The organism is Curtobacterium sp. 'Ferrero', assembly GCF_002412165.1.
In the GTDB taxonomy this organism is placed as follows: domain Bacteria; phylum Actinomycetota; class Actinomycetes; order Actinomycetales; family Microbacteriaceae; genus Curtobacterium.
The window spans coordinates 88,570-105,368 of the sequence record NZ_NXIA01000012.1; the positions used below are offsets into that span (position 1 = coordinate 88,570).

The following is a 16,799-nucleotide window of genomic DNA, read 5'->3' on the forward strand; positions in this document are numbered from 1 at the left end:
GGCGCATGAACCATGTGACTGCTCGGGACCGCAGACATCGTTCGGAGGGAACACCATGACGCTCACCGCCACCGCCATCCCCGGCTACCAGACCGGCACCTGGAAGATCGACCCCACCCACTCGGAGGTCACGTTCTCCGTTCGCCACCTGGCGATCAGCAAGGTGAAGGGTTCGTTCGAGCGCTTCGACGCGACCCTCGTCACCGCCGACAACCCCCTCGACTCGACCCTCGAGGCGTCGATCGACGTCGCGAGCGTCAACACGAACCAGCAGCAGCGTGACCAGCACCTCGCGACCGGTGACTTCTTCCTCGCCGAGGAGCACCCGCAGATGACCTTCACGTCGACCGGCATCCGCGAGGACGGCGACGACCTGCTCATCGACGGCAAGCTCTCGCTCCGCGGGGTCACCAAGGACGTCACGCTGAAGACCGAATTCGGCGGCGTGACCACCGACGGCTACGGCCAGGTCAAGCTCGGCGCCGAGGCGACGACGAAGATCGACCGCACCGAGTTCGGTGTGAACTGGAACGCCGCGCTCGAGGCCGGTGGCTTCACGCTCGGCAACGACGTCACCATCAACCTCGACGTGCAGTTCGTCCTCCAGGGCGCCTGATCCCCCACCTCGCAACCCGCTCGTCCAGAGCGAACTGAGGACACCGAACACCACTGCACCGCAGTACCCGCGGCGACGCCCCGACTCCCTCGACGGAGCCGGGGCGTCGCCGTTCGTGCTCGCCCTCACCGCCGCCCGCTCACCGCCCCCTCAGCGCCGAGCGGGCAGAACCGTCCGGAGAGGCCACACCGCCACGCGCCGATCCCGCCCGCCCGCTCGCCGACCGCCGGCGAACGGGCGGAATCGACGGAACGCCGCCGCTCCTCCCCTCACATTCCGCCCGTTCGCGCCCCGCACGATCGCACGGCACCCCGGCTGCCGAACGGGCGGAAACGACTGGTCGTCCCGGCAGCACCCCGCCCATTCCGCCCGCTCGCGTTAGCCGATCGCCCGCCGCGTTTCGCACCCAGAGCTTCCAAAGCACCCGAAGCACGCCGAATACCCCCCACCCCCGCGACCGAACGGGCAAAACCGATCGGATGGATCCCGCCGTCGCGCACCAGAACAGCCCGCTCGCGCGCGCAGCCGCCGTCAGCACCGCACCCGTCCGGGCAGCACGTTCCTCGGGGTCTCGGCAGTAGCGTGAGACCGGCGGGAATCGCCCGCTCGCGGGTCAGGTTGTCGGAGACGAACGCGCGTCAACGACCTCCAGCCCATGAGTCCCGACTCGGCGGCCGTCGAGCGGGCGAGATCGGACACTCCAGCGGCTGGTGACCAGCAGGAAACGCCCGCTGACGGCGACGACACGGGCCCGAGCCACCCGCACCAGCACCACCCGAACGACCGACAGGAGCACCACATGGCCACCGACTGGATCGCCCTCCAGGCCCTCGCCGCCGCCGAGTTCGGCCGCCGCGTCGCCGCCGTCACCGACTGGGACGCCGCCACCCCGGACTCCGAGTGGACGACCCGCGACCTCGTGACGCACGTGGTCGACGAGCAGCGCTGGATCCCGCTCCTCCTGACCGGCTGCGACCACGCCCAGGCCGAGGCCGACCTCGAGGCGATCGGCGACGACCTCACCGTCGAGTGGGCGAAGTTCGCGGCCCGGGCGACCGAGGCCTGGCGGAATGCGCCCGCTGACGTGCCGGTGCACCTCAGCACCGACGTGGTCCCCGCGCACGAGTACCTGGCCGAGCAGACGAGCGACCTGACGATCCACACGTGGGACCTCGCCCGCGCGACCGGGTCGGACGAGACGCTCCCGACGCAGCTGGTCGAGGCCGTCTGGCACCAGTTCGAGCCGAAGATCGAGGACCTGGCGGCGACCGGCCTCTACGCGCCCCCGGTCGACGTGCCCGACGACGCCCCGCTCCAGGTCCGGCTCCTCGCGGTCACAGGCCGTGATGCCAGGGTGGACGCATGACCACCGCCACCACACGACTCGGTTCCACCGGCCTCGAGATCAGCAGCGTCATCCTCGGGATGATGTCCTACGGCGACCCCGACAAGGGCTCCCACGAGTGGAGCGTCGGCATCGACGAGGCCCGCCCCTTCGTCCGACGCGCGTTCGAGGCCGGCATCACGACCTTCGACACCGCCAACGTGTACTCCGCCGGCAGCAGCGAGGAGATCACCGGGCAGCTGCTCAAGGAGATCGCCCCGCGCGAGGACGTCCAGGTCTTCACGAAGGTCTTCAACCGGATGCGTCCCGGTCGGAACGGCGCGGGACTGTCGCGCGCCGCGATCATGCACGAGATCGACGCCTCGCTGACCCGCCTCGGCACCGACTACGTCGACCTCTACCAGATCCACCGCTTCGACCCGCACACCCCGGTCGAGGAGACGATGGAGGCCCTGCACGACGTCGTCAAGTCCGGCAAGGCGCGCTACATCGGCGCGAGCTCGATGTGGGCGTGGCAGTTCGCCGAGATGCAGCACGTCGCCGAGCTGCACGGCTGGACGCCCTTCGTGAGCATGCAGGACCAGTACAACCTCCTCGAACGCGAGGAGGAGCGCGAGATGCACCCCTTCTGCGAGCACACCGGCGTCGGGGTCATCCCGTGGAGCCCGCTCGCACGCGGCCGCCTCACCCGGCCGTGGGAGGCGCAGGGCTCCGGCACCCGCGCCGACACGGACGAGTTCGGCAAGACGCTCTACCGCCAGGACGAGGACGCGAACCGCGCGATCGTCGACGCCGTCGCCGAGGTCGCCGAGCAGCGCGGCGTCCCGATGGCGCAGGTCGCCCTCGCCTGGGTCGCGAGCAAGCCCGTCGTGAGCGCCCCGATCGTCGGCGCGACGAAGGAGCACCACATCGACGACGCGGTCGCCGCGGTGGCGCTCGAGCTCACCGACGACGAGATCGCCCGCCTGGAGCAGGCCTACACCCCGCGGGTGCCCTCCGGGTTCTGACCGGACATGGTGCCGGACGGGAGGCGCGGTGCCAGCTGGCACCCCGGCTCACGCCGCCGGTACCGGCCCGACCCGCCGGCGGCTGGCCGGCTCCGGCCCGACGCGCCGGCGGCGGGCTGGCCAGGCGGGCGGGCGGGCGGGGAGCCTCCTGTCCGTCACCGGTGCCGTTCAGGGCGTCGGCGCGGCCTCCGCCGCGAGTCGCGCGATCCGCCGTCGCGCCGCGGTCTCCGTGTCGGGACGGCCGCCGAGCACCCCCGTCACCCCGTCGATGACGAGCCCGGCGGTGCGCCGGGTCGGGAGCTCGACCGGGCCGAGCGACGGCAGCTTGAGGCCGAGCATCTCGCGGTGCCGCGGGTCGAGCGACGACACGGCACCGGCGAACAGCGCGCGGTACCCGGGCCGCAGCATCCTGGCGAGTGGCGGGTCCTTGATGAAGCGGACGACCTCGTGCGTGTCCGCGCGGGCGACGAGTTCGCCGCGCTGCAGGTAGCCGTCCATCTGCTCGCGGAGCTCCGCCTCGGACTCGGGGGCGTCCGCCACGCCCATCAGGTGCCCGGCCACCGACCACTCCCGGACGTACGCGTCGGGCCCGCCGGGGATCGGCTCGCCCCAGATCTGCGCACTGCGGAGGAAGGCGTCGGTGAAGGCGAGGTGCACCCACCGCGCCAGGTCGGGGTCGTTCGCCGAGTACGGCCGGGTCTCGCCGTGCCCGTCGACGTACTCGCCCCGGACCTTCTCGTGCAGGCGGACCACCCACGCGCTCGCGTGCTCGGCCGCGGCTCGGTCGCCGTGCGACACGGTGTAGATCCAGCGGATCGTGCCCGCCAGGCGTCCGAACGGGTCCTCGCGGTAGCGGGAGTGGTCGTGCACGCCCGCGAGGGCGCCCGGGTGGAGCGCCTGGACGAGCAGTGCCCGGACACCCGCCAGGATCGTCTGCCGGCCGCCGTGCACGCTCCAGGTGGCGGAGCCGGGGCCGAAGTAGCCGGCATCCGAGCCGTCCTCGAGCGCGTCGATCCACTCCGGACGGCCACGGGCCCCACCGTTGAAGGTGTCGTCGAGTCGGGTGCGGAAGGCGTTCGAGAGCGCGGCCATACGGGCATGTTCCGACAACCCCCTGACATCCTGCCGAACGTCGTCCACAGGGCTCAGGACTTCCCAGACGACCGAGGGCCCGGCCGCTAGGTTGGGAGTCGTGAGCATCGACACGCCTCGTCCCTGGCTTGCCTCGTACGCCCCGGGGGTCCCGCACGACATCGAGGAGCCCACGGGTTCCCTCGCCGACATCGTGGAGGAGTCCGCGCGCCGCTTCCCGAAGCAGGTCGCGCTCGAGTTCTTCGGCCGGACGACGACGTACGCCGACCTCCAGGAGCAGATCGTCCGCGCCGCGAACGGCCTCCGCAAGCTCGGGGTCACCGCCGGGGACCGCGTCGCCCTCGTCCTGCCGAACTGCCCGCAGCACGTGGTGGCGTTCTACGCGGCACTGCGGCTCGGAGCCGTCGTGGTCGAGCACAACCCGCTCTACACGCCCCGCGAGCTCCGCCACCAGTTCGAGGACCACGGCGCGAAGGTCGCGGTGGTCTGGGACAAGTCGGTGTCGACGCTGCAGGACTTCCCGGCGGATGTCGCCCTCGACGCGATCGTCTCCGTCGACCTGACCCGGGCGATGCCCCGCGCCACCCGGCTCGCGCTCGCCCTGCCGGTCGCCAAGGCCCGCGAGTCCCGCGCGAAGCTCACGACGAAGGTGCGCGGTACCGTGACGTGGGACGACGTCGTCTCCGCCCGACGACTGTCGAAGCGGCACCCGCGTCCGGTCACCGACGACATCGCGCTCATCCAGTACACCTCCGGCACCACCGGTGTGCCGAAGGGCGCGGTCCTCAGCCACCGCAACCTGCTCGCCAACGCCGCGCAGGCCCGCGCCTGGGTTCCGACGATCCGCCGGGGCGACAACGTCGTGTACGCGGTCCTGCCGATGTTCCACGCGTACGGGCTGACGCTCTGCCTGACCTTCGCGATGAGCATGGCGTCACGCCTGGTGCTGTTCCCCGCGTTCGACCCGGCGCTCGTGCTCAAGGCGATGAAGAAGCACCCGCCGACGTTCCTCCCCGCCGTGCCGCCGATCTACATGCGCCTGCAGCACGCGGCCGACTCCGCGAAGGTGTCACTCGAGGGCATCGAGATCGGGATCTCCGGGGCGATGCCGCTGTCGCAGGACGTCGTCGAACCGTGGGAGGCCCGGACCGGCGGCTACCTGGTCGAGGGCTACGGCCTGTCCGAGTGTTCCCCCGTGCTGATGGCGAACCCGGTCTCCCCCGAGCGACGCCTCGGTTCGATCGGTCTGCCACTGTCCTCGACCGAGGCCCGGGTCGCCGACCCGGACGACCCCGTCAAGGTCCTCGGCACCGACGAGGCCGGCGAGCTCCAGGTCCGCGGACCGCAGGTCTTCCGAGGCTACTGGGGCAAGGCCGAGGCCACCGACGAGGTCTTCACCCCGGACGGCTGGTTCCGCACGGGCGACATCGTGTCGATCGACGCCGACGGCTACGTGCACATCGTCGACCGGCTCAAGGAACTCATCATCACGGGCGGCTTCAACGTCTCCCCGTCCGAGGTCGAGGACGCCCTCCTCAAGCACCCGAGCGTGCGCGAGGTCGCGGTCGTGGGCATCACGCAGAACGGCAACGAGCAGGTCGTGGCCGCCGTCGTGCCGAAGGACCGTTCGTCGTTCGACGGGGACGCGCTGCGGACCTGGTCCCGCGAGCACCTCGCGGCGTACAAGGTGCCGCGTCGCGTCGTCGTGGTCGACGACCTCCCCCGATCGATGATCGGCAAGGTGCTGCGGCGGAAGGTCCGCGACCAGATCCTCGGCGACTGACCGACGAACCCAGCGGCGACGACGGGCCCGGCCACCGCGCGACCGTCGGACGGGAGGCCCGTGGCGGCCCCGCCACGGGCCTCCCGTCCGACGGTGGGCGCGCGCCCCACGGCGCAGCGTCGTCGGAGCGCACGCCTCACGCCGCGAGGGCGGGCACCCTCGGAACCGGCGTCGTCAGGGCCCGGCGCCGTCGGAGCGCGCGCCGTCAGGCCCCCGCGCCGTCAGAGCGCGCTGTCAGGACACGTGCACGGTCGGCCGGCGGTTGACGTCCGGCTCCGCTTCGCGGAGCACCTCGCGCGTGACCGGGGCGACGTCGCCGACGCCCGTGAAGACGAACCGGATCGCGTTCTGGATCGGGCTGCCCTCGTTCCACTCGAAGTAGATGCTCGGCACGACCCCGGCGATGTCGCGGATCGCCAGGAGTGTCGCAGCGATCGTGTTCGGCACGTTGCCGGAACGCACCCGGAGCACCCGGTGCCCGTGCACGATGTGCCCCTCGACGACCAGGTCCTCCTCGAAGTCCGACGAGTCGGCGGGCAGCACCTCGAGGAACATCGTCGGGACGCGGGCCGGGATGCCGGAGTCCCGTCGCTCCTCGCGGCCCTTCGCGCGGTACGCCTCGGCGGTGCCGGCCCCGGGCTCGTTCGCGATGATGCACACCGCGCTGAACTGGTCGGCGTCAGCCTCGATGAACTGGCGGGCGACCGGGTCGAGCTCGATCGACGAGGCACGGAGCTCGAAGGACCGCCTCACGCGCGAGATGAGGGACACCACCACGATCGCGATGATGAACACGGTCGCGATCCGGACGCCGTCCGGCCGCTCGATGACGTTCGCGATGGTGGTGTAGACGAACACGAGCGTGATGGCCCCGAAGCCGATCGTCCGCTTCTTCTGCTGCTTGCGGCGCGCCGACAGCGTCACGGCGAACGCTGCGCTCGTGATGAGGACGAGCACGCCGGTGGCGTAGGCACCGCCCTGCGCGTCGACGTTCGCCTTGAACAGGATCGTGATCGCGAAGGCGATGAGCGTGAAGATCACGACGAGCGGCCGGGTGGCCCGGGCCCACTGCGGCGCCATCCCGTAGCGGGGCAGGAAGCGGGGCACGAGGTTGAGCAGTCCGGCCATCGCGCTCGCGCCGGCGAACCACAGGATGGCCACGGTGGAGAAGTCGTAGACCGTGCCGAACACGTTGCCGAGGTACTCGTGGGCGAGGTAGGCCAGGGCCCGGCCGTTCGCCTGGCCGCCGGGCTGGAACTCCTGCTGCGGGATGAGGAACGTCGTGACGATGGACGAGGTGATGAGGAAGCTGCTCATGATGAGCGCCGCCACCGTGAGCAGCCGCTTCGTCCCGCGGATGCGCCCCTCGGGCCGGGCGCTCGACTCGTCGGCAGCGTCGCCGCGCACCTGCGGCATCACGGCGACGCCGGTCTCGAACCCGGACAGGCCGAGCGCGAGCTTCGGGAACACGACGAGCGCGATGCCGATCATGACGAGCGGGTTGCTGTGCTGCGTCGTCAGGCCGGTCCACCAGTCCGTCGCGACCCGGGGTTCGGTGACGACGTGCTCGATCGCGACGACCACGACGACGGCGTTCAGCACGAGGTAGACGGCGACGAGACCGACCGCGATGCCGATCGCCTCGCGGAAGCCGCGGAGGAACACCACGCCGAGCAGGAGCAGGAGGCCGAGGGTCAGCGGGATCGGGATGTCACTGAACCAGTGCGGCGTGAACGGGTTCTCGGCGATGTGCGCGGTCGCGTCGGCGGCCGAGAGCGTCATGGTGATCATGAAGTCGGTCACGGCGAAGCCGAGCAGCACGAGCACGAAGAGCTTCCCGGCCCACCACGGGAGCAGCTTCTCGAGCATCATGATCGAGCCGGCGCCCCGGAAGCTGTCCTGCGCGACGCGGCGGTACACCGGCAGCGCGCCGAAGAGCGTCACCAGCACGAGGACGATCGTGGCGATGGGCGACAGCAGGCCGGCGGCGAGCGCGGCGATGGCGGGCTGGTACCCCAGCGTCGAGAAGTAGTCGACGCCCGTCAGGCACATCACCCGCCACCACGAGTGCGTCTTCTCGACCTCGACCTGGTGCGGGCCCTGGTGGGACGCACCACGCTCGGTCCCCTCGAGCATCCAGCGCTTGAGTCGGCCGCCGCGGTCGGGGAGGCGTCGGGGTTCGGTCGCGGTCACGAGGGAAATCGTAAGCGGTCCGGGGCGTCGATCACTTCGCGCTGATCCGGGTGTACTTGTTCACCGCCCACGGGACGAAGACCACGAGCATCACGGCGATGCCGACGAGGACCGTCACGACCGGGTGCTGCATGGTCCAGATGTCGGGCACGGGCGCGGACCCGACGTTGCCGAACAGCTCGCGTGCGGCTTGGACGAGCGAGGACACCGGATTCCACTCCGCGAAGACCCGGAGCACGAGCGGCAGGGTGTCGCTCGGCACGAACGCGTTCGAGATGAAGGTCAGCGGGAACAGGATCATGAAGGACGCGTTGTTGATGACCTCCGGCGTCTTGACGCTCATGCCGAGCAGCGCCATCACCCAGCTGAACGCGTAGCTGAAGAGGAGCAGCAGCGCGACCCCGGCGATGAACTCGCCCGGTGAGGAGTTCACCCGCCAACCGACGGCGAGGCCGGTCCCCATCATGATCACCATCGAGATGCCGTTGAGGACGAGGTCCGAGTTGGTCCGGCCGATGAGCACCGCGGAGGCCGACATCGGCAGGGTGCGGAAGCGGTCGATCAGACCCTCCTTGAGGTCCTGCGCCATCGCTGACCCGGAGAACGTCGCGCCGAACACGACCGTCTGCGCGAAGATGCCCGCCATCAGGAACTGCGTGTAGTCGGTGCCGCGCACGTCGATCGCCCCGCCGTAGACCTGGCTGAACAGCAGGACGAACATGATCGGCTGCAGGACCGCGAAGACGAGCATGTCCGGAGACCGCTTGATCTTCGTGAGGTTCCGCTTGGTGACGGTCCAGCCGTCCTCGAACCACACCGCGAGCGGCGAGGTCACGACGACCGGGAGCGCCCGGTTCGGGGCGGTGGTGGTGGCGGTCACCGCGCTGCCTCCTTCTGCTTCGTGCGACCACGCCCGGCGCGCGCACCGGACTGCTCGTCGTCGGACTCGTCCTCGGTCGCGGCGTGGCCGGTGAGCCGGAGGAACACGTCGTCGAGGGTGGGGCGACGCATGCCCGCGTCGTGCAGGTCGATCCCGGCCTCGCCGAGGTCGGCCAGGACCCGCTGGAGGGCGGACGGACCGGCGTCGACGGCGATCGCGAGCGTGCGGCCGTCGCCGGAGGTCTCGACCTCGCCGACGCCGTACCGTCGGAGCGCTGTCGTGGCGGCTGCTGCGTCGGCCGCGTCGACCAGCGTCACGACGACGCGGTGTCCGCCGACCTGGGCCTTGAGCTGGTCGGCCGTGCCCTCGGCGATGACGGTGCCGCCGTCGATCACCGCGATGTCGTCGGCGAGGCGGTCCGCTTCCTCCAGGTACTGCGTGGTGAGGAGCACGGTCGCGCCGTCGGCGACGAGCCCCTCGATGATGTCCCAGAGCGCCAGACGGCTGCGGGGGTCGAGCCCCGTGGTGGGTTCGTCGAGGAAGAGCACGCGCGGGTTCATCACGAGGGCGCCGGCGAGGTCGATCCGGCGCCGCATGCCCCCCGAGAAGCCCTTGACCGGCCGGTCCCCCGCCTCGGACAGGTCGAACACGTCGATGAGCTCGCGAGCGCGCTCACGGGCCGTGCGTCGCCCGAGGTGGTACAGCCGACCGATCATCTCGAGGTTCTCGAACCCGGTCAGGTTCTCGTCGACGGCGGCGTACTGCCCCGACACCCCGATGGAACGCCGGGTCGCCTGCGGGTCGCGCACGACGTCGATCCCGTCGATGGTGGCGCTGCCGCTGTCCGGGGTGATGAGCGTGGTGAGGACCTTGACGGTCGTGGTCTTGCCGGCGCCGTTCGGCCCGAGGAGCGCCTGCACGGTCCCTTCGGGCACGGTGAGGTCGAGACCCGCCAACGCGTGGACGGGCCCGGACTTCGACTGGTACGTCTTGGTGAGGCCGGTCGCCTCGATGATGGCCATGTCGCTCCTTCTCCGGTGGAGGAGAATACCAGTATTCCAGTGTGCGGCGACCGGTCGGTGGGTTCAGATGTCGAAGCCGCCGCCGAGGTCGCCGCCGAAGTCGTCGCCGAACCCGCCGCCCCAGTCGGAGCCGCCGTCCGCCGATGCCTCGTCGTAGCCACCCCCAGTGTCGCCCGCACCACCGTCATCCGCAGCGTCGGTACCGCCGTCGAACGATCCCGGGTCCGGCAGGAAGGCGCTCATGATCGCGGAGCCGATGACGTAGCCGGCAACCGTGCCGAGGATCGACGCCCCGACCATCCGACCGAACGAGGGCCCCTGCCGCTGACCGAAGCCGCCGCCGCCCATGTTCCCGAGCGACCGCTCCACGTACCCGGGCTGCCGGATCTCCGAGCGGGTGGCCGCCTGGGCCAGGGACCGCGGGTCGTCGCCGCGCGGGGCCTCGCCTGTCGGAGCGCTCCGGGTGAACTCGTCGTAGACCATCCGACGCTGCTCGGGCGTGAGGGTCGCGAAGGCCTCGGCGTGGACCTCCTCGATGCGCTCGGGCGGCGCGGTGCGCAGCAGGTAGCGGTAGCGCTCGACGGCCCGCTCGTCGTCGGCCGACCCGGACGCGGGAGCGGTCCCCGGCGCACCGGCCGGCGTCCCAGCGCCCCACTGCGGCGCTCCGGCGGGCACCTGGTACGACTGCTGGCCGTACTGGTAGCCCTGCGGCTGCTGCGGCGCACCCCACGCGCTGCGGTCCTGCTGCGGGCGCTCGGGACGACCGAGCAGACGATCGAGGAATCCCATGGTCCGTGCTCCTTCACGTGGCGGTGGTGCTGGATGCCGAGCCTACGAGGACACGGGCGCCGGACCCTGTACGCCGACTCAGAGAACGCCGAGCGCCGCCACCCAGACCGCGTGCAGCTCGTCCGCCGCACCGGGGTGCGCCGCGAGGAACGGCTCGCCGACCGGCGGGAACCCGTCGACCGGGCCCTCGCGGGTGAGCACGACCCCGCCGGCCTCGTGCACGAGGAGCACGGCGGCACCGTGGTCGACGGGGTTGAACGCCGACACGCAGCCGCCGATCCCCCGCCCGGCCGCGACCTGCGCGATGGTCATCGTGCCGGAGCCCTGCACCCGCAGCGTGCAGGACCGCGCCGCGAGGGCGTCGAGGAACGCGCCGAAGCCCGGCCAGGGCCGGTGTCCGTCGAGCTCGGTCCCGACGACCGCGCCGGCGAGGGGCCGCGGGACGTCGTCGAGCCGGAGCGGTCGGTCGCGGAGCACGGCCCCCCGGCCCCGCCGGGCCTCGAGCACCTCGCCACGCCACGGGTCGGCGACGACCCCGACGACGGGGTGCCCGCCGCGGGTCAGGCAGAGCGACGTCGAGGTCCAGGGGACGCCGTTCGCCAGGTTCGTCGTGCCGTCGACGGGGTCGAGGTACCAGCGGTGCCGGTCACCAGGGGCGTCGCCGTACTCCTCTCCCGTGAAGCCGTGCGTGGGGAACACGGCTCGCACCCGACCGCGGACGTGCTGCTCCACCATCCGGTCCACGTCGGTGACCAGGTCGGCCGGGTGCGCCTTCGAGCTGACCTCGCCGACCGGGTGCTCCCGGGTGAACGCGATGACCTCGTGCGCGATCCGGTGCGCGAGCGCCTGCGCCCGCGAGGCCACCTCGGCCTCGGTCGGCTCGCGTTCCGGCACCGCCCAGCCGTCCCGGGCGGCGGCGTCCAGCGCGATCCGGAGGCCCGCGAGGTCGTTCGTCGTGACCGAGTCCGCGCCGAGGCGGGCGGCCCAGACGGCGGGCTCCGGGTCGTCGACGGTCCACACCGACACCTGCAGTCCGAGCCGGTGCGCGGCCGCGACCGTCGCGGGGGTGAGGAACGCGACGTCGAGGTTCAGCGTGGACGGCGTCAGCGCCGCAAGGTCCTCCGGAGTCGGCGGGAGGAGCGACGTCCACGCGAGCCACACGTCGGCGTCGGGCAGCACGGAGCGGACCGCGACCATGGCGTCCGGCGCGCCGCACCACGCCACGACGGTCTCCGCCGTCGAGCCGGCCACGGTCTGCGCCGCGACCACGGCGTCGACCGGGTCCGTGAGGTCGATCAGGAGCGTCGACCCGCAGCCGTCCAGGCGTTCGAGGACCGCGTCGAGCCGCGGGATCCGGTCGAGTCCGTTGCCGAGCCGGGCGACCTCGCACCACGGCACCTCCGCGACGGGCCGGGCATCACCCCACATCCGCCCGAGGGTCTCGTCGTGCAGCAGGACGGCCACGCCGTCGGCGGTGCGACGGACGTCGACCTCGATCGTGTCCGCGCCGAGCGCCTGGGCGACGGCGACCGCGGGCATCGTGTTCTCGCGTCGGACCCGCGGCGCACCGCGGTGCGCGACGAGGCGTGGCGGGGCCGCGCCGTGCCTCCCGGCCGGGTCGGACCGGACCGCCTGCGGGACCGCGACCTCCGCGCTCACCGGGTGCTCCCGACCAGGACGCCGTCGCGGTGGACGAGGACGTCGCCGAGGCGGACACCCACCTCGGAACCGACCGCGGGCGGCGGCCCGCCGACGTACGCGCGGAGCTCGTCGTCGTCGGCGCGCAGCACGACCTCCGCGAAGTGCCCGCGCACGAGCACACGGGCGACGGTGGCGCGCAGCGGCGAGTCGTCGCAGAGGACGACCTGCTCCGGTCGCACGAGCACGGAGTCGCCGGGGCGCGCGTCGACGCCGACGGCGAAACGGCCATGCACACGGCTCGTGGACCCGATGAACGACGCGACGAACTCGGTCGCGGGTCGGGCGTAGAGCTCGGCGGGCTCGGCGATCTGCTCGATCCGGCCGTCGTGCATGACGGCGATCCGGTCGGAGATGCTCAAGGCCTCGTCCTGGTCGTGCGTGACGATGACGGTCGTGATGCCGAGGCGCTGCTGGATGCGGCGGATCTCGTCACGGACGCTGACCCGGAGCTTGGCGTCGAGGTTCGACAGCGGCTCGTCGAGGAGCAGCACGTCGGGTTCCTGCACGATCGCGCGGGCGAGGGCGACGCGCTGCTGCTCGCCACCGGAGATGGCGGTCGGCTTCGAGGCCGCGTGGTGCGTCAGACCGACGAGCTCGAGGGCCGCTGCGACCCGCTCGGCGGTCTGCTGCTTCGGCACGCGGCGGGTGCGGAGGGGGAAGGCGACGTTCTGCGTCACCGTCATGTGCGGCCAGAGGGCGTAGTTCTGGAACACCATGGCGCTCGGCCGTCGCTCGGGTCCGAGGTCGGTCACGTCCCGACCGCCCATCGTCACGACGCCGGCGTCGGCGTCGAGGAACCCGGCGACCATCCGCAGGGTCGTCGTCTTGCCGCACCCGGACGGGCCGAGCAGCGACACGAGCTCGCCGCGGGCCACCTCGAGGTCGATGCCGGCGACGACGTCGCGACCGCCGAGGGTCTTGCGGAGACCGCGGACGGTCAACCCGTCGGCGCGGGTCGGTCCGGTGCCGCGGGCGTCGGCCTGGAGGCGCGGTGCGCGTTCCGCGAGGAGCGTTGCGTCCGTCATCGGGTCGCCTTTCGAGCTGGGGTCGGGTCGGTCTGGTCGTCGTGTCGGCCTGGTCATCGTGTCGGCCTGGTCATCGGGGCGGCCTGGTCATCGGATCTGGAAGCCGTCCGCGAGGCGGCCACCCATGATGTGCTTCCGGGCGAGGGTCATGAGCACGATCGACGGGATGCTCAGGGCGATGGCGAACACCGCCGAGACCTGCCGCGGGGAGTTCAGGACGAGCGAGTACATCGCGGTCGGCATCGTCATGTAGGTCGGGGCACCGACGAGGTACGTGCCCTGGGCCTCGTCGAACGACGCGAGGAAGCTCATCACGACGGCGACCAGGATCCCGGGCCAGGCGATCGGGAACGTGACGGTCCAGAACGTGCGCCACCTTCCGGCACCGGCGTCGCGTGCGGCCTCCTCGAGCGAGCGTGGCACGGCGGAGAACGCGGCGGCGGGGAGCCACGTCATGAACACCACGCAGCCGAGCACGTGGACGATCAGGATGCCGGTGACGGTGTTCATCAGGCCGAGCGCCGTGAACATCGCGGACATGGTGACGAAGAGGCCCATCTTCGGGAAGGCGTTCGTCGCGAACAGCCCGACGAGGACGATCCGCCGCCCGGGGAACTCGATCCGGCTGATCGCCCACGCCGCCGGCAGGCACACCACGGCGGCGACGAGGACGGTCAGCGGTGCGAGGACGAGCGAGTTCTGGACGGCGACGCCGAGCGACGGGTCCTCGAACACGGTCGACCACCAGCGCAGGGTCCAGCCGTCCGGCAGCAGGTTCGGGTAGGTCCAGCTCGTGGCGAACGCCCGGGCCGCGAGCCAGACGAGCGGGCCGGCGATGAAGACCGCGAGGACGACCGCGGTGGCCCAGACCAGCGCGGTGCCCGTGAGGCGCCGGATCACGAGCGCGCCTCCTTCGTCGTGAGCTCGCGTTCGTTGGTCCGGACCGTCGAGCGGAGGTAGGAGACGCTCGCCGCCGCGGCGAAGGCGAACACGATGAAGGCCATCGCGGTCGACTGCTGCGGGCGGTTGTAGGCCTGGAAGTACTTCGAGATGTCGACGCCGAGCATCGTCGGCGCGTTCGGACCGGTGAAGTACGGCACCGTGAACGATCCGAGCACACCGATCACCGTGAACGTCGTCGCGATCACGAGCGGCGTCCGCGCCATCGGCAGGAGCACCTGCCAGACGACGCGCCAGGTGCTCGCGCCGGCGTCCCTCGCCGCCTCGACCAGGGCGTCCGGCGTGCCCTGCAGTGCACCGGCGACCATGAGCACCGCGAACGGCAGGCTCGTCCAGACGCTGCCGAACACGACGGCCACGAGGGTGTAGCCCCACACCGGCACGTCGAGGCCGAACTGGGCGCCGAGGCTGCGGAGGAAGCCCTGCGCGTCGGTGAACGTCAGGACCGACCAGCTCGCGATCACCACGGGCACGAAGATCGGCACCACGGCGAGCACGCTGAGCGTCTTGCCGACGACCCCGCCGCGCAGTCGGAGGACCACGGCGACGACGACCGCGAGCGCGATCGTCAGGCCGGTCGACGCCGCGGTGACGCCGAGGGTGGCGACGAGGTCGCGGAGGAACACCGGGTTCGACAGCAGTGCGCCGTACACGGCGAGCGAGAGGCCGTGCACGACGTCCTGGCCGATCGCGGACAGCGCCGCGTTCAGGCCCCCGGTGAGGCCGAGGGAGAACAGCGCGGCGTTCACCACCGGGACGCCGACGAACAGCACGACGACGAGGACCGGGGCCGCCACGAGCGCGAGGCCGGTGGTGCGGCTGCGCCGCGCCTGCCGGGCGCGGGCGGACGCACGTGCGGCGGCGCCGTGCGCCGGGGCGTCCGCGCGAGCCGTACCGTGCGCGGGGTCCTGGTCGTGGGCGGGGACGGGCGGGAGGCCCGTGGCGGACTGACCACGGGCCTCCCGGTCGGTGACCTGGGTCACTGGGGCACCTTCGCGTCCCACGCCGCGTTCATGTCGGCGGCGAACTCGCTCTGGAAGCCGAGGCGGAGCTGCGACGGGTTCGCGTCGGCGAACTGCTCGGCGACCGACTTCGGCAGGGTGTCGAGCGGGACCACCGGGTAGCCGGACACGGCGCTCGCGACGAGCTGCTGCCCCTTCGAGCTGAGCACGAAGTCGGCGAGTTCCTCGGCGGCCGCCTTCTTGGCCGCCGGCTCCGTCTTCGGGATGCCGAGGAAGCTCGCGCTGCCCGTGAACGACGGGTCCGAGATCTGGACCGCCTTGATCGACTTCGGGATGATGCCGGTCTTCTGCGAGGTGATGAACTGGTCGCTCCAGACCGGCGCCATCGCGATCTGACCGGAGCCGAGGAGCTGCACGACCTGGTCGTTCCCGTTCGGGTAGACACCCTTCTGGTACATCGACGGGCCGAGGTCCTTCAGCTCCTGGAACCCCTCGTCCCACTTCGACTCGAGCGACTTGTCGTAGCTCGTCTGCATGGTCTCCTGCTCGGATGCGGTCAGGTACTTCGCCAGGACCGTCGCGACGAAGGAGCCGCCCGAGCCGCCGGAGGACGGCGAGTTGTACGCGAACTGCCCGGGGTGCTCCTTGATCCACACGAGGACGTCGCCGAGGGTCTTCGGCGGGTCGGTGACCTTCTCCGGGTCGTAGGCGAGGAGCACGCTCGACGCGCGGTACGGGATCGCGTGGTCGCCGCCCTGCTGCCGGGTGGCCTCGGGGACGTCCTTCAGCGCGGGGACGCCCTGCTCGTCGACCTTCGCGAGCAGCCCGGCCTTGCCGACGGTGGTGACCCAGCCGGCGTCGACGAGGTCGTACGCCACGCTCTTGCCGGCCTTGACCGCAGTGGCGAGGTTCGCCTGGGTCTGGGCGTCGTGCTCGCCGTGCAGGTCGATGCTCGTGTGGACGCTGATCTTCGGGTGCTGCTCCTCGAACGCCGGGATGAGGGACTTCTCCCAGAGGTCCTGGACGTTCGTGTCGCCGCTGATGAACACGGTGAGGCTGGTGGTGCCGTCGCCGTCGGTGGTGTTCGAGGCGTTGGCGCTCTGGACGCAGCCGGACAGTGCGACGGTCGCGGCGGCGGCGATCGCGAGGCCGGCGAGGACTCGGGTCTTCACGGCGGTGGTCTCCCTGGTTCGGTGGGGTGGGGGGCTTCGTGTGGATGTCGTGCGGGCCTTCGCGGGGGCTTCGTGGGGGCCTTCGCGGGGGCTTTGCGCGGGCCCGTGGATCTTCGTGCGAGTCGGTGCGGGAACGTTCCCGCGCCGGGGTCGAGTGTGACGGGGCCGGGTGAACGCCGGGTGCCGTCGACCTCGCCGGACGGTGAACGGTGTGCTCGGTCCGGGTGCCGCGACCGTCGGGGGCTGCTGCGA

At 71.8% G+C, this 16,799-nt stretch carries 14 protein-coding genes; 4 read left to right on the top strand and 10 right to left on the bottom strand.

Features of this window, described 5'->3' with window-relative positions:
* The first annotated feature begins 55 nt into the window (after window positions 1-55).
* From Csp2054_RS11760 to Csp2054_RS11770, 3 genes are all read left to right on the top strand, one after another.
* Entirely contained in the window at window positions 56-616 is a 561-nt protein-coding gene (locus Csp2054_RS11760) for a YceI family protein (RefSeq protein WP_096899497.1), read from the top strand.
* 799 nt (window positions 617-1,415) lie between these two features.
* The gene (locus Csp2054_RS11765) at window positions 1,416-1,982 is read left to right on the top strand and encodes a TIGR03086 family metal-binding protein (protein ID WP_096899498.1); all 567 of its coding nucleotides are present in this window, start codon (window positions 1,416-1,418) and stop codon (window positions 1,980-1,982) included.
* The gene (locus Csp2054_RS11770; RefSeq protein ID WP_096899499.1) at window positions 1,979-2,968 is read left to right on the top strand and encodes an aldo/keto reductase; all 990 of its coding nucleotides are present in this window, start codon (window positions 1,979-1,981) and stop codon (window positions 2,966-2,968) included. Before Csp2054_RS11765 ends, Csp2054_RS11770 begins: the two co-directional genes overlap by 4 nt.
* 168 nt (window positions 2,969-3,136) lie before the next feature.
* Here the strand turns inward: Csp2054_RS11770 and Csp2054_RS11775 are convergent, their stop codons facing one another.
* Window positions 3,137-4,060 (bottom strand): oxygenase MpaB family protein, encoded by a 924-nt coding sequence (locus Csp2054_RS11775; protein WP_096899500.1) that lies wholly within the window; start codon window positions 4,058-4,060, stop codon window positions 3,137-3,139.
* 100 nt (window positions 4,061-4,160) lie between these two features.
* Between Csp2054_RS11775 and Csp2054_RS11780 the strand changes: the two genes are divergently transcribed.
* Entirely contained in the window at window positions 4,161-5,843 is a 1,683-nt protein-coding gene (locus Csp2054_RS11780; RefSeq protein ID WP_096899501.1) for a long-chain-fatty-acid--CoA ligase, read from the top strand.
* Between the two features lie 234 nt (window positions 5,844-6,077).
* Here the strand turns inward: Csp2054_RS11780 and Csp2054_RS11785 are convergent, their stop codons facing one another.
* The 9 genes from Csp2054_RS11785 to Csp2054_RS11825 form a co-directional block, all read right to left on the bottom strand.
* Window positions 6,078-7,979: an amino acid transporter gene (locus tag Csp2054_RS11785; RefSeq protein ID WP_255252720.1), complete on the bottom strand. Its 1,902-nt coding sequence runs from the start codon at window positions 7,977-7,979 to the stop codon at window positions 6,078-6,080.
* Window positions 7,980-8,067: 88 nt separating this feature from the next.
* Entirely contained in the window at window positions 8,068-8,916 is an 849-nt protein-coding gene (locus Csp2054_RS11790; protein ID WP_096899503.1) for an ABC transporter permease, read from the bottom strand.
* Complete coding sequence (locus Csp2054_RS11795; RefSeq protein WP_096899504.1) at window positions 8,913-9,938, bottom strand: ATP-binding cassette domain-containing protein; 1,026 nt, start codon at window positions 9,936-9,938, stop codon at window positions 8,913-8,915. Before Csp2054_RS11795 ends, Csp2054_RS11790 begins: the two co-directional genes overlap by 4 nt.
* Before the next feature lie 63 nt (window positions 9,939-10,001).
* A complete protein-coding gene (locus Csp2054_RS11800; protein WP_096899505.1) occupies window positions 10,002-10,727 on the bottom strand; it encodes a hypothetical protein in 726 nt (241 codons plus the stop codon).
* A gap of 78 nt (window positions 10,728-10,805) precedes the next feature.
* Complete coding sequence (locus Csp2054_RS11805) at window positions 10,806-12,386, bottom strand: inositol monophosphatase family protein (protein WP_096899506.1); 1,581 nt, start codon at window positions 12,384-12,386, stop codon at window positions 10,806-10,808.
* Entirely contained in the window at window positions 12,383-13,453 is a 1,071-nt protein-coding gene (locus Csp2054_RS11810) for an ABC transporter ATP-binding protein (protein WP_096899507.1), read from the bottom strand. Before Csp2054_RS11810 ends, Csp2054_RS11805 begins: the two co-directional genes overlap by 4 nt.
* 87 nt (window positions 13,454-13,540) lie before the next feature.
* Window positions 13,541-14,353, bottom strand: a complete 813-nt coding sequence (locus Csp2054_RS11815) for an ABC transporter permease (protein WP_096899508.1) — start codon at window positions 14,351-14,353, stop codon at window positions 13,541-13,543.
* Window positions 14,350-15,396, bottom strand: a complete 1,047-nt coding sequence (locus tag Csp2054_RS11820) for an ABC transporter permease (protein WP_096899509.1) — start codon at window positions 15,394-15,396, stop codon at window positions 14,350-14,352. The genes Csp2054_RS11815 and Csp2054_RS11820 overlap by 4 nt, the downstream gene beginning before the upstream one ends.
* Entirely contained in the window at window positions 15,393-16,547 is a 1,155-nt protein-coding gene (locus Csp2054_RS11825) for an extracellular solute-binding protein (protein ID WP_096899510.1), read from the bottom strand. The genes Csp2054_RS11820 and Csp2054_RS11825 overlap by 4 nt, the downstream gene beginning before the upstream one ends.
* Window positions 16,548-16,799 lie beyond the last annotated feature (252 nt).

Coding starts and splice junctions, on each gene's coding strand:
- Csp2054_RS11760 (WP_096899497.1), top strand. CDS start 56: ATGACGCTCACCGCCACCGCCATCCCCGGCTACCAGACCGGCACCTGG.
- Csp2054_RS11765 (WP_096899498.1), top strand. CDS start 1,416: ATGGCCACCGACTGGATCGCCCTCCAGGCCCTCGCCGCCGCCGAGTTC.
- Csp2054_RS11770 (WP_096899499.1), top strand. CDS start 1,979: ATGACCACCGCCACCACACGACTCGGTTCCACCGGCCTCGAGATCAGC.
- Csp2054_RS11775 (WP_096899500.1), bottom strand. CDS start 4,060: ATGGCCGCGCTCTCGAACGCCTTCCGCACCCGACTCGACGACACCTTC.
- Csp2054_RS11785 (WP_255252720.1), bottom strand. CDS start 7,979: ATGCTCGAGGGGACCGAGCGTGGTGCGTCCCACCAGGGCCCGCACCAG.
- Csp2054_RS11795 (WP_096899504.1), bottom strand. CDS start 9,938: ATGGCCATCATCGAGGCGACCGGCCTCACCAAGACGTACCAGTCGAAG.
- Csp2054_RS11800 (WP_096899505.1), bottom strand. CDS start 10,727: ATGGGATTCCTCGATCGTCTGCTCGGTCGTCCCGAGCGCCCGCAGCAG.
- Csp2054_RS11810 (WP_096899507.1), bottom strand. CDS start 13,453: ATGACGGACGCAACGCTCCTCGCGGAACGCGCACCGCGCCTCCAGGCC.